Origin of the sequence: Vibrio sp. Vb339, from assembly GCF_902751245.1 — a bacterium.
GTDB classification, from domain to species: domain Bacteria; phylum Pseudomonadota; class Gammaproteobacteria; order Enterobacterales; family Vibrionaceae; genus Vibrio; species Vibrio coralliirubri.
This window is the reverse complement of record NZ_CADDIS010000006.1, coordinates 39,173-51,932: the sequence shown is the minus strand read 5'-3', so window position 1 is coordinate 51,932 and position 12,760 is coordinate 39,173. Positions and strand designations below refer to the sequence as shown.

The 12,760-nt window shown below is 45.8% G+C and carries 11 protein-coding genes; 1 reads left to right on the top strand and 10 read right to left on the bottom strand.

Annotated features, from left to right (window positions below; all coding sequences use genetic code 11):
- Positions 1 to 122: 122 nt before the first annotated feature.
- The 3 genes from polA to hemB all read right to left on the bottom strand — a co-directional run bounded on the left by polA (position 123) and on the right by hemB (position 5,155).
- A complete protein-coding gene (gene polA, locus HRQ85_RS20845) occupies positions 123 to 2,921 on the bottom strand; it encodes a DNA polymerase I (protein WP_172380500.1) in 2,799 nt (932 codons plus the stop codon).
- Between the two features lie 679 nt (positions 2,922 to 3,600).
- Complete coding sequence (locus HRQ85_RS20840; RefSeq protein ID WP_048617757.1) at positions 3,601 to 4,035, bottom strand: GNAT family N-acetyltransferase; 435 nt, start codon at positions 4,033 to 4,035, stop codon at positions 3,601 to 3,603.
- A gap of 76 nt (positions 4,036 to 4,111) precedes the next feature.
- Entirely contained in the window at positions 4,112 to 5,155 is a 1,044-nt protein-coding gene (gene hemB, locus HRQ85_RS20835) for a porphobilinogen synthase (protein WP_050644470.1), read from the bottom strand.
- A gap of 208 nt (positions 5,156 to 5,363) precedes the next feature.
- Here hemB and HRQ85_RS20830 point away from each other — a divergent pair, with 208 nt between their 5' ends.
- Positions 5,364 to 6,125 carry a TatD family hydrolase gene (locus HRQ85_RS20830; RefSeq protein WP_172380499.1) on the top strand — a complete coding sequence of 254 codons (762 nt, stop codon included), beginning with the start codon at positions 5,364 to 5,366 and terminating at the stop codon, positions 6,123 to 6,125.
- A gap of 288 nt (positions 6,126 to 6,413) precedes the next feature.
- Here HRQ85_RS20830 and tatC read toward each other — a convergent pair whose 3' ends face one another.
- The 7 genes from tatC to rmuC form a co-directional block, all read right to left on the bottom strand.
- Positions 6,414 to 7,169: a twin-arginine translocase subunit TatC gene (gene tatC / locus HRQ85_RS20825; RefSeq protein WP_050644468.1), complete on the bottom strand. Its 756-nt coding sequence runs from the start codon at positions 7,167 to 7,169 to the stop codon at positions 6,414 to 6,416.
- A 148-nt stretch (positions 7,170 to 7,317) separates the two neighbouring features.
- Positions 7,318 to 7,725 (bottom strand): Sec-independent protein translocase protein TatB, encoded by a 408-nt coding sequence (gene tatB / locus HRQ85_RS20820; protein WP_048612432.1) that lies wholly within the window; start codon positions 7,723 to 7,725, stop codon positions 7,318 to 7,320.
- A 3-nt stretch (positions 7,726 to 7,728) separates the two neighbouring features.
- Positions 7,729 to 7,983, bottom strand: coding sequence for a Sec-independent protein translocase subunit TatA (tatA, locus tag HRQ85_RS20815; protein WP_017060154.1), 255 nt, complete (start codon positions 7,981 to 7,983; stop codon positions 7,729 to 7,731).
- Positions 7,984 to 8,037: 54 nt separating this feature from the next.
- On the bottom strand, positions 8,038 to 9,672 hold the full coding sequence (gene ubiB / locus HRQ85_RS20810) for a ubiquinone biosynthesis regulatory protein kinase UbiB (RefSeq protein WP_172380498.1): 1,635 nt from the start codon (positions 9,670 to 9,672) through the stop codon (positions 8,038 to 8,040).
- Positions 9,669 to 10,274, bottom strand: coding sequence for a ubiquinone biosynthesis accessory factor UbiJ (locus HRQ85_RS20805; protein ID WP_017631979.1), 606 nt, complete (start codon positions 10,272 to 10,274; stop codon positions 9,669 to 9,671). The genes ubiB and HRQ85_RS20805 overlap by 4 nt, the downstream gene beginning before the upstream one ends.
- A 98-nt stretch (positions 10,275 to 10,372) precedes the next feature.
- Complete coding sequence (ubiE, locus tag HRQ85_RS20800) at positions 10,373 to 11,152, bottom strand: bifunctional demethylmenaquinone methyltransferase/2-methoxy-6-polyprenyl-1,4-benzoquinol methylase UbiE (RefSeq protein ID WP_026012235.1); 780 nt, start codon at positions 11,150 to 11,152, stop codon at positions 10,373 to 10,375.
- Positions 11,153 to 11,217: 65 nt separating this feature from the next.
- Positions 11,218 to 12,750 (bottom strand): DNA recombination protein RmuC, encoded by a 1,533-nt coding sequence (gene rmuC / locus HRQ85_RS20795; RefSeq protein WP_017063049.1) that lies wholly within the window; start codon positions 12,748 to 12,750, stop codon positions 11,218 to 11,220.
- Positions 12,751 to 12,760 lie beyond the last annotated feature (10 nt).

The following is a 12,760-nucleotide window of genomic DNA, read 5'->3' as shown; positions in this document are numbered from 1 at the left end:
TTTCATGAATGTTTTATTAAAACACCTAAATTCTTATTGCGACTTAACTTTATTTGAGACAAAAAAAAGCCAGTGTTTGTGCACTGGCTCATACTAATTTGCTTATTAAGGTCAAAAACTGATTAGTGGGCTTGATCCCAGTTGTCACCGTGGCCAGCTTCCGCGACAAGCGGCACTTCTAGTTCTGCAGCGGATTCCATCAATTCTTGTACTTTACTTTCAATTTCGGCTAAAGATGACTCTTCCACTTCAAACACCAATTCATCGTGTACCTGCATAAGCAGTTTCACACGACCATCGCCTTCCGCTTGAATCCACTCATCCACCAACAACATCGCTTTCTTAATGATGTCAGCCGCTGTGCCTTGCATTGGCGCGTTGATCGCCGCGCGTTCAGCAGCCTTACGACGCATGCCATTACGAGATTGAATCTCAGGAAGGTGCAGACGACGACCGTAAATGGTTTCAACGAAGCCTTGCTCTGAAGCTGCACTGCGCGTGTCTTCCATATACTGCATTACGCCAGGGTAACGCTCGAAGTAAGTATCCATGTAGTGTTGTGCTTCACCACGAGGAATACCCAGTTGCTTAGCCAAGCCAAAGGCACTCATACCGTAGATAAGACCGAAGTTAACGGCTTTAGCACGACGACGTTGTTCAGTGGTCACACTCTCAATATCAACACCAATGATCTCAGCCGCCGTTGCCGCGTGGATATCTTTGCCTTGTTGGAATGCTTCCAGAAGCGCTTTATCACCCGAAAGGTGCGCCATGATACGCAATTCAATTTGAGAGTAATCGACCGCTAGAATCTTCCAGCCATGCTGTGCAACAAATGCTTGGCGGATACGACGGCCTTCTTCATTACGAATTGGGATGTTCTGTAGGTTTGGATCTGTTGAAGACAAACGACCCGTTGCTGTCACCGCTTGGTGATAAGACGTATGAACACGACCCGTTTCAGCGTTGATCATCTTCGGTAGTTTATCTGTGTAGGTCGACTTTAGTTTCGCAAGGCCACGATACTCAATGATCAGCTTAGGTAGCGGGTAATCAAGAGCCAACTCTTGCAGCACTTCTTCGTTGGTTGAAGGTGCACCTGATGGCGTTTTCTTAATAACTGGCAGGCCCATTTTCTCAAACAGGATCGCTTGCAGCTGTTTTGGAGAGTTCATGTTGAACTCTTGCTCTGCAATCTCGTAGGCTTTCTGTTCTAACTCATCCAGACGAACCGCAATCTCTTGCGATTGAGCGCCCAGCAGCATGTCATCGATGAATACGCCAGTACGTTCAATGCGAGACATTACAGGGATCAGTGGTACTTCGATTTCTTCATAGATGGCTTTTAGCTTTTCATCTTGCTCAATGTTTTCCATCAAACGGTTATGAAGACGTAGTGTCACGTCAGCATCTTCTGCCGCGTATGGAGACGCTTCACCCAGCTCAATCTGGTTGAAAGTAAGCTGTTTCTTACCTTTACCTGCGATTTGCTCAAATGAGATGCAGCTGTGCTGAAGGAAACGCAGCGCTAGGCTGTCCATATCATGCTTGCCACCTACGCTATTGAAAACGTAAGACGCCAACATGGTGTCGTGTTTGATGCCTTTCATCTCGATACCGTAGCGCGCTAGCACACTCATATCATACTTAAGGTTCTGACCTACTTTCGCTTGTGTATCATCTTCAAGAATCGGCTTAAGCTGTTCAAGTACCCAATCGCGATCCAGCTGCTGAGGTGCATCTAGGTAATCATGGGCAACCGGTACGTAAGCGGCAACGCCTTCTTCAGTCGCGAATGACAGGCCAACGAGGTTCGCCACCATGTAATCTAGGCTGTCTGTCTCGGTATCGAAAGCAAACACTTCAGCCGCTTTCAGTTTCTCTAGCCAAACATTGAATGACGCTTCATCGAGGATAGTTTCGTAGTTGCTACGATCAATCGTCACGGCAGAGGTGTTCATTTCTATGGTAGAAGTGGTTGATGCCGTATTGCTACGCACTGCGCCCGACTTTTCATCCGCCTCAACCACACCACTGCCACCTTCAAGTAGCTCGTTCAACCAAGACTTGAAGACCAGTTGACCATATAGCTTAATCAGCTCATCCGTGTTTGGTTGTGCTTTTACAAGCGACTCCGGTGTCTCTTCTAACTCGACGTCCAGTTTGATCGTTGCAAGCTCGTAAGACATCTCAGCGTTGTCTTTATTATCAATCAGCTTCTTAGCCATGGTTTTTGAACCACGGAAGCCAAGAGCGGCAATATCATCCAGGTTTTGATACAGCTTTTCGATGCTACCAATGCCTTGCAGCAGAGCAGTCGCTGTCTTATCACCGACACCCGGAACACCTGGGATGTTATCGACTTTATCGCCCATCAGCGCAAGGTAGTCGATAATCAGCTCTGGTGGAATGCCAAACTTCTCAATCACGCCTTCACGATCCATTACCACGTTGGTCATGGTGTTGATCAGAGTAACGTTGTCATCGACAAGCTGGGCCATATCTTTATCGCCAGTACTAATAAGCACAGGCATACCTATCGCAGAAGCTTGAGAAGCAAGCGTACCGATCACGTCATCCGCTTCAACGCCGGGAATAGAGATAAGTGGCAAACCCATTGCACGAATCACATTGTGCAAAGGCTCAATCTGGCAACGAAGATCATCAGGCATAGGTGGACGGTTTGCCTTGTACTCTGGGTACATGTCATCACGGAACGTCTTTCCTTTCGCATCAAAAATTACCGCAATACGATCAGAAGCAAATTGACGCATCATGCTGCGCAGCATGTTAACTACACCGTAAACAGCGTTAGTTGGGATATCACCATTGCTCATTGTGCCAGGGTAAGCATGGAACGCGCGATATAGGTAAGAAGAGCCATCGATCAGAATCAATGGATTATCAGGAATACGAGCCATAATGTTTGTGTATCCAGTAAGTACAGAAATTATCTGTTAAGAATGCCACGTCTGTTGGTTGGATTCCACGTTGTCGATCTGTATCCGTTCACTCGGTTGTGTTCGTTATAATCGATTTGTTGTTATTTTTTGTTCTTAGACGCAAGCGTTCTGTGGATAACTCTGTTTATATTATTTATCCACCCTGTTGAGAACTACGGTGAACAACTCAAAAAACACCAATAAACAACTGAAAATAAAGAATAATTTTACAGATCGAGCAGATGATCAACGATCTTTTCTCGATCTTGCGTTGTGGAAAAGAATGCTGATGGCGTTTTATTCATAAAAATACGTGCCACTAAATATGCATCTTGTTGAAATGGTAGGTATAAAAAAAGCGACACCCGAAGATGTCGCCTAGCAAAAACCGGTAAAGCCATTCAAATTGAATACCACAGCTTTACCTAAAAGCTATAAATTACACTGGAAGCAATGTGAGCAATGTCGTGTCAAAAAGAACTTAGTACAAGTTCGCGAGAATTCTGTTGGGTAACCAAGTAGATACTTGAGTACTTAACATCCTTGTGAACATTTCCTCATTCCCTAAGACGAAGTTAATAATAATGATTCTCATTTAATAGTCAACACTTAAATGATAATAAATCTCATTTAATTTATAAAACGTTAACAGCAGTGCTTAAATTTGCTTCAAAAAATGAATTCTGTGGTCATTAATGTCTTCTTTTTCTTCAAATTTTTCGATTAGGTAACCGTTTCTCAATAACAGGCGCAACATTGCAGGGAACTGGTTACGAGACTTAACCTTTAACTGTCTGTAGCCCTGCTCTTTCGCCCACTGTTCCTGAGCGTCTAATTGCGCCTGTGCAACGCCTTTGTTCCTCGCGAGCGGTGACACGCCACCAAACCAGCTGTAAAAAGTATCTTGATCCAATTCATAGCCGATCTTAAAACCGAGCAGCACGTCAGCTTCTTCAGCCACTAAAATAAGGTTCTTTTTTCCTGCCAGCCGCTCTGAAAGAGAAGCGACGCTCTCTTTTTTAGCGAACTCAGAGATCTGCTCGACCACAGACACCACTTCTTCTAACGAACCTTCACGTACGACAACTGACATCTTATTCATCCTTATAAACGAAAGGGCTGGCACAATGGCCAACCCTTTACTGATCACTTAAGTGAACCCTACACGATTACTTTTCTTTTAAGTGCTCTGCGGCTTGTGCGTTGTCTTCTGCAAGCCACTCAGCCACATCTTTAGCGAAGTAAGTAAGAATGCCATCAGCACCTGCGCGCTTAAAGCACAACAGTGATTCCATGACGGTTTCACGCTCTTTCAGCCAACCGTTTTGAATCGCTGCTTTGTGCATCGCATACTCACCAGATACTTGGTATGCAAATGTCGGCGCTTGAAGTTCATGCTTCACACGGCGCACGATATCTAGGTAAGGCATGCCAGGCTTAACCATCACCATGTCCGCACCTTCATTAAGATCCATCGCGACTTCGTGAATAGCTTCATCGCTGTTCGCAGGAGCCATCTGGTAGTTCTTCTTGTTACCACCTTTCAGGTTTGAAGCACTGCCGACTGCGTCGCGGAATGGACCGTAGTAGCACGATGCGTATTTCGCAGAGTACGCCATAATTTGAGTATGAATATGGCCTGCTTCTTCTAACGCTTCACGGATCTTACCAATGCGACCATCCATCATATCTGATGGTGCAACCACGTCAGCACCTGCTTCAGCGTGTGATAATGCTTGCTTGATCAAGACTTCAGTCGTCTCGTCATTCATCACGTAACCATCTTCATCGATGATGCCGTCTTGGCCGTGAGTGGTGAACGGGTCTAGTGCTACGTCAGTAATAACGCCAATGTTTGGCACATGCTCTTTTAGTAAACGTACAGCGCGCTGCACCAAACCTTCTGAGTTATGAGCTTCAGCTGCGCATAAACTTTTAGCATCTTGGTTCACGACTGGAAATAGAGCAATCGCAGGAACACCCAGTTTTGACAGGTAATCTGCTTCCTCGAGCATGTAATCGATCGACAAGCGTTCAACACCTGGCATTGACTCGACAGGCTCGCGGCGGTCTTTACCCATCAGGATAAACATTGGGTAGATTAGATCATCCACAGACAATTGATTTTCTGCCATTAGGCGACGGCTAAAGTCGTGCTTACGCATACGGCGCATACGGCGACCTGGGAATTGACCTTGAATTGAAACAGACACTAGATTCTCCTTGCCTAGTCTAAGCACCGAAATACTTAGATATGAAAAGTGCTAAATACAGGCAAAAGCATATCACTGATGGCTCAGGACGCTAGCAGTAAAATATGAAACCCACTCAAAAACAGGGATAAATGGCAAAAAATGACCTTCTCCTCACACTGCCGTATACTCATGACAACTCAGTAAAGACCGCTTTCAGGACAAAACAATGATCGACACCCATGCTCATATTTACGCTAGTGAATTCGATGAAGACCGCGAACAAGTCGTGCAGCGCGCACTGGCTCAAGGGATTGATACCATTCTATTGCCGAACATCGATTTAGAATCTATCGAGCCAATGTTAGCGACGGAAGCTCAGTTTCCTGATGTGTGCCGTTCAATGATGGGCTTACACCCTTGTTATGTGGATGCGAATATCGAGCAAACCCTCAAAACCATTCGAGCTTGGTTTGATAAGCATGACTTTATCGCCGTGGGTGAGATTGGTATCGACTTGTACTGGGATAAAACCTTCAAGGCTGAACAAGAGATGGCGTTTGTGACTCAACTGCAGTGGGCAAAAGAGCTTGATCTACCTGTGGTGATCCACACTCGTGATTCCATTGAAGAGACACTTGCCCTACTTCGTAAAGAACAAGATGGCAGCTTACGCGGGGTATTCCACTGCTTTGGTAGCAGCTTAGAGGAAGCTCAAGCGATCAACGAGCTAGGCTTTCATTTAGGTTTAGGCGGCGTTTCGACCTTTAAGAACTCAGGGATGGACAAGGTGATCCCACATCTTGATATGGATTACGTCATCCTAGAGACAGATTGCCCATATTTAGCACCAACACCAAATCGCGGTAAACGCAATGAACCAGCCTACACAGAATTAGTAGCAAAACGCATCGCTGAATTGCGCGGAATTACCCTTAAAGAAGTCGAAAACATAACGAGCACAAATGCTAAGGCATTGTTTAATTTATGATAAATCTATTAATAAGTAATTATTACGGATTTTTCCTGAATTTATTTGAGAAAGCTAAGTGACATGTATAGTATCAACCACCTGCATATGGAGGTAGTTGATTATGTGTGACCATTCACAACACTTACAACGTCAACATCGAACCCTATGGCATAAAATTTTGGGCATCAAAGAGCTCTATATATGTCAGAACTGTGGCTATCAGTTAAAGATTCGATAAACAGACATAATAAAAAAGCGGCCCTAGGCCGCTTTTTTATTATGTGATTTTTACTGAAGCATTCCGAATCAAGATTCAGCTTCTTCCTCTTCATCCGTATCTGGCTTACGCGTATAAAAACGTGCGAAGAACAGACCAATCTCAAACAGAATACACATTGGAATCGCCAACAGTGTTTGCGAGATCATATCTGGTGGTGTCAGCATCATACCTATGATGAAAGCACCCACAACAATGTAAGGACGCTTTTCAGACAGAGATTGAGGCGTTGTTGCCCCCGTCCAACACAGCAAGATAATCGCAACTGGCACTTCAAAGGCAATACCAAAAGCAAAGAACAGCGCGAGTACAAAATCAAGATAGCTTGAGATGTCGGTTGCGAACTCTACTCCCCCTAATGATATAGCTGTAAAAAAGCCAAATACCAACGGGAATACAATAAAGTAAGCGAACGCCACACCACAGTAAAACAGCAATGAACTTGAAGCCAATAGCGGCATGATCAAGCGTTTTTCATGCTTGTATAAACCCGGAGCAACAAAAGCCCACACCTGATACAAAATAAACGGAACCGCGAGGAATATAGACGCGATCAAGGTTAATTTCAGTGGTGTGAAAAATGGCGATGCAACATCGGTTGCGATCATCGTCGCCCCTTCAGGTAGACGATCTACCAAAGGTGCTGATACGAATTCATAAATATCATTAGCAAAATAAATTAGCCCGACAAATATCACTAGCACCGCGACAATCGCACGTAGTAGGCGATTACGTAGTTCTAGAAGGTGGCTAATTAAAGGCTGTGTCTGCTCAGTCGAAGACATGTCAAACCTCTTAAACAGGAAGATCGAAAAGGAGCCGCGCGTGTATCTATCCAGTTGAATTGGTATCCACTTGAATAGTTATTTACTTGAATAGCTATCTATTTAAACATCTAGCGACTCAAGTATCCGGCGACTCCTCCTTGCGAGACTATTCGGCTTTCTTATCTGACGGTGCTGAAGCTTCGCTGTTGACCTGAATGGTTTCAGATTCCACAGTTTCCGTGACACTAGGTTTAGTCTCACTTGGCTTATCAGACTCAGGCTTAGCATACGGACGTTGAACCTCAGCAGCGGCCTGCTTGAGTTCATCGACTGACGCTTTAAGGTCTGGAGATAAATCTTCCATTCCCATTTTTTCCGCCTTGCGTAGGTTTTCTTGCAGCTCTTGCACCTTAAGCTCATGAGAAAGTTCATCTTTCACACTATTTGCCATGCTTTTCGCTTGTCCAACAAACTTGGAAATACTGCGAATCGCCACGGGCAAACGCTCAGGCCCTAAAACCACTAACCCAACGACAGATATTAATACCAGTTCCCAAAAACCGATATCAAACACGATTTACGCCTGCTCTTTGTCTTTCTTTGTTTCAGCAGTTGTTTCAGCGTGAGCTTCTGTCTTCTGCTGTTCAATATTCTTTGGTTCGAAGTCTGCATCTTTCTTATCTGCAGGCTTGTCTTCATCGCTCATCGCTTTTTTGAAGCCTTTAACCGCTGAACCTAAGTCACCACCCATACCGCGCAGTTTCTTTGTTCCGAATAGCAAAATTACAATTACAGCAATGATTAGAAGTTGCCAAATACTGATACCACCCATTGTCATTGTCCTCGGGTCTGTCTACACATAAAAAATATTAAGAGAGTCTACTGTCTAACGACGGTAAGCTCGCCAACTAAGCAACCAAAATGTGACACCTGCGATGCCACAGCCCATAGATAGCTGCTCATAAGGGCTTGAAACTAATATTGCGGAGCATACGACTAAAGTGGCTCCAACGCCAAACAAAAACTTTCCAGTTGCTTGCTGACGCTTACTATCTCGGTAGCCTTGATAAAGCTGATCCATTCTGTGGTTCATCGCTTTACCTTGGCGCAAGCTGTCATAAAGTAGCTCTGGCAGCTCTGGCAGTTTTTCTGCCCAGAATGGCGCGCGCTCTTTTACTGCGTTGATCACAGCCTGCGGCCCCACCTGATTCATCATCCAGGTTTCAAGGAAAGGCTTGGCGGTTGCCCACAAATCAAGTTGCGGATACAACTGACGACCTAGGCCTTCCACATACAACAAGGTCTTCTGTAGAAGTACCAACTGAGGTTGAACCTCCATGTTGAAACGTCTTGCTGTATTAAATAAGTTTAGCAACACATGGCCAAATGAGATCTCGCCAAGTGGTTTTGCAAAAATTGGCTCACACACCATACGGATCGCGAACTCAAAATCATTGACGTTGGTGTCGTGTGGCACCCACCCCGAATCAACGTGCAGCTCAGCAACTTTACGATAATCTCGATTGAAGAAAGCCAGCAAGTTCTCTGCTAAATAACGCTTATCTTCGCTGTTGAGCGTGCCGACAATGCCACAATCCAAACCAATCCACTGAGGGTTATCTGGATTCTCTGGGTTAACAAATACGTTGCCCGGGTGCATGTCTGCATGGAAAAAGCTGTCTCGGAATACTTGGGTGAAGAATACCGTCACACCACGTTCCGCCAGCAGCTTCATGTTAGTGCCGTTGGCTTTTAAGGTCTCAACATCCGACACCTGAATACCGTAAATACGCTCTGACACCATTAGGGTTTCGCTGCTTAGATCAGGGATAACCTCTGGAACATACAGCTCTTCACTGCCTTCAAAATTACGTCGCAGTTGAATGGCATTGGCAGCCTCACGGCGTAGGTCGAGTTCATCGAGTAACGTTTTCTCGTACTCGTGAACCACTTCAACCGGTTTCAAACGACGTGCTTCAGGAAGCGACTTAGCGACTATACGCGCCATTCGGTGCATCAGTTTTAGATCTGCATCAATCACCGGGCGAATATCAGGGCGAATTACCTTGAGAACAATCTCGCGACCGCTCTCTTTGAGTTTCGCAGTATGCACCTGAGCAATAGAAGCTGAAGCCAAAGGCTCGATATCAAAGTCGGTAAACCAGTTATCTAGACTGCCACCGAGCGCCTTTTCCATATCTTGCTTAGCCAGTTCACCGTCAAATGGCGCCACTTGGTCTTGTAGCAGAGCAAGCTGATCCGCGATATGAGGAGGGAACAAATCGCGACGCGTCGACATCATCTGTCCGAACTTGATCCACACAGGCCCAAGTTCTTGCAGCGCGAGACGTAAGCGATGACCCAACTCTTTATCTTGATGCTTGTTCTTAAGCCAAAACAGTGACTTTCGCGCCAACAAAGGGGCTTTAGTCAGTTGGTGTTCCGGCATCAACTCATCAAGGCCGTACTCCAACTGTACCTTGATAATATGATAAAGACGTTTCAGTTCTGCTGGGGTCATGCTTTCTCCAACAGAGCGTTCAACTTAGCTTCAAGGCGTGCTGCTGAGCTTTTTACGTCATCAACCTGATCGCAAAAATGTGCCACTTCTAATGGCGCTGGAGCAATTTTCCACTCTTCCGTTAGTACCTGAGCGAGGTGATTTTGATGCTTAGTCGCTTGCTTAGCCACAAGGCCGCCAACATTCTTAACGCCTTGCACCAAGGTATGCGCTACCACATCACCCGTTACGCGCGATAACCACTCTTCCAAATCAGGCTTGCAGTCAGTCATCAGCTGAGCAAACTTCTGAGCCAGTTGAATATCACCCTCTAAAATCAGCTTATCTTGCTTGATCAGCTTGGTGATGTTCGATTGCTCACGCAGTTCAGGTAACACCGATAGGTTCAAAGATAGGTAGCAATCAGGCTGCCCTTCGTATTCCGACAACACATCGATTTGTTGGCTGAAAACGAAAGTGAGTGTTTTATTCAACTCTTTCAAATTAACTTGAATGATCTGCCCCTTTAAACGAGACAAACGACGAACCAAGGCTGGGTCATCGTTCACGAAAGTATTTAAAGAGGTTTCAATAACCGCGGTTACCAATGGATCAAATGGCATGACTGTCCTTACCTTTGAAAACGGATAAGCCTTAACCTATCCGTTCTGTCTTTATTCTTATTGTTTAGCACGCTCAGTGAGCCTGCTACCAAGTTCGACTAGAACTTGTAACCGCGGTGCAGCGCAACAATGCCGCCCGTTAGGTTGAAGTATTTTGTATTTTCAAAACCCGCTTCTTGCATCATGCCTTCCAAAGTCTCTTGATTTGGGTGCATGCGAATAGATTCTGCAAGGTAACGATAGCTGTCTGCATCGTTAGCAATCAGCTCACCCATTTTTGGCAACAGGTGGAAAGAGTATGCATCGTAAACCTTTGATAGTGGCTCAAGCACTGGCTTAGAAAACTCAAGAACCAACAGACGGCCACCCGGCTTAAGCACACGGTACATAGAACGCAGCGCTTGGTCTTTATCGGTTACGTTACGCAGACAGAAGCTGATGGTAATGCAATCGAAGTAGTTATCTGGGAATGGCAACTCTTCAGCATTCGCTTGTACGTAGTGTACGTTGCCAACAATGCCGCTATCACGCAGCTTATCACGGCCAACATTCAGCATTGAGTTGTTGATATCAGCAAGAACCACGTGGCCTTTTTCACCAACGATACGTGAGAATTTCGCAGTAAGGTCGCCAGTACCACCACCAAGATCTAGGATACGCTGACCAGGGCGAACGCCACTGCAATCAATCGTGAATCGCTTCCACAAGCGGTGAACACCACCCGACATTAAGTCATTCATGATGTCGTATTTAGCGGCTACAGAGTGAAATACCTCTGCTACTTTCGCGACTTTTTCGTCTTTTGCGACTGTTTCGAAACCAAAGTGTGTGGTTTCTGACTCTACTGCTGAATTTGTCTGCACGCTTGTGTCCATAATGCTGTTATCTACCATGGTAAGTTCTCATCGACAGCACACTCCGTGTTTAGAGGCGCTGCGGCCGATTAGTTTACTTTATCCTCAGCGGGTTGTCTTTCTACTAAGGAGGCATTTTCTGAAAAAGCCTCATTTTGCGCCATTTCGGCCAAACCAATCGAGATAGGTTTCTTCACCTCAACCCCAAGTTGCTTGAAGCTTTCAGCCTGACGAATCACGTTGCCCCGCCCTGTTACTAGCTTATTCATCGCACCTTGATAGCTTTGGTTAGCCCTATCTAACGAGCTGCCCAGGCCTTCCATATCATCAACAAACAAGCGCAGTTTGTCGTATAGCTTACTCGCACGTTCCGCGATAACTTGTGCATTTTGGTTCTGTCTGTCGTTGCGCCACAGATTATCAATGGTACGCAGTGCCACCAGCAGGGTGGTTGGGCTGACCAAGATGATGTTTTGCTCCATCGCATCTTTCACCAAGCTAGGATCAGCCTGAATCGCCACTTGGAATGCTGGCTCAACCGGGATAAACATCAACACGTAATCCAAGCTCTGTATGCCTTTGAGCTGATGATAATCTTTCTGGCTCAAGCCTTTAATGTGCGCTCGCAGTGACACCAAGTGATCACGCAGTGCGGCATCGCGTTGTTGGTCGGTTTCGGCATTAAAATAGCGCTCAAACGCCACCAATGCCATTTTCGAATCGACCACCACTTGCTTATCTTGTGGCAGATGAACGATTACATCCGGCTGGTAACGCTTACCTGCATCGTTTTGCAGGTTCACTTGCGTTTGGTATTCGTGGCCTTCTCGTAGCCCTGACTCAGCAAGCACGCGAGCCAGTACCACTTCGCCCCAGTTACCCTGCTGTTTGTTATCGCCCTTTAGCGCTTGAGTCAGGTTCACCGCTTCACGCGTCATACTCTCATTAAGACGTTGCAGGTTCTTAAGTTCGTGTACCAAGGTGTGACGCTCTTTGGCTTCTTGACTGAAGCTATCGTTCACTTGTTTCTTGAAGCCTTCCAACTGCTCTCTTAGTGGAGACAACAAACCTTCTAAGCTCTGCTTATTCTGCTGATCGACCTTAGCGGTTTTGGTTTCAAACAATTGGTTTGCTAATAGCTCAAACTGCTGCTTAAGTCGAGATTCCGCTTGTTCTAGCAACTGCAGCTTTTCGCTATTGGCGAGGTTTTCTTGGTCATGCCTTGCTTCTTGCTCGCGCAGCTCGGCTTCTAATTCAGACTTATGATCTTTAAGTACATTGATCTCATCGGCGTACTGCTGGCGCTCTTGCTTGACCGCCTCAAAGTAGCGCAGCTTTTCCATCGCAGCCATCACCTTACCGTGCGCCTGCTTGAGCTCGAATGCCGCTTTGTCTCGGTCATCATCTAACTCATCAAGCTCTTGTTGCGCCTCTGCGAGTGATGCTTTGAGCTGAGCTTGCTGAGATTCATGCAACAAACGATCGGACTCTAGCTGCTGCTCGAGCAATCGCTGCTGAAAAGAGAGCTTCTGTTTAATCCACCAACCCACGACACCGCCGCTGACGAGCGCACCAGAAATTGCAGCAATAAGCGTTGCTTGATGTTCGATAATCCATTGCATGATAATGATT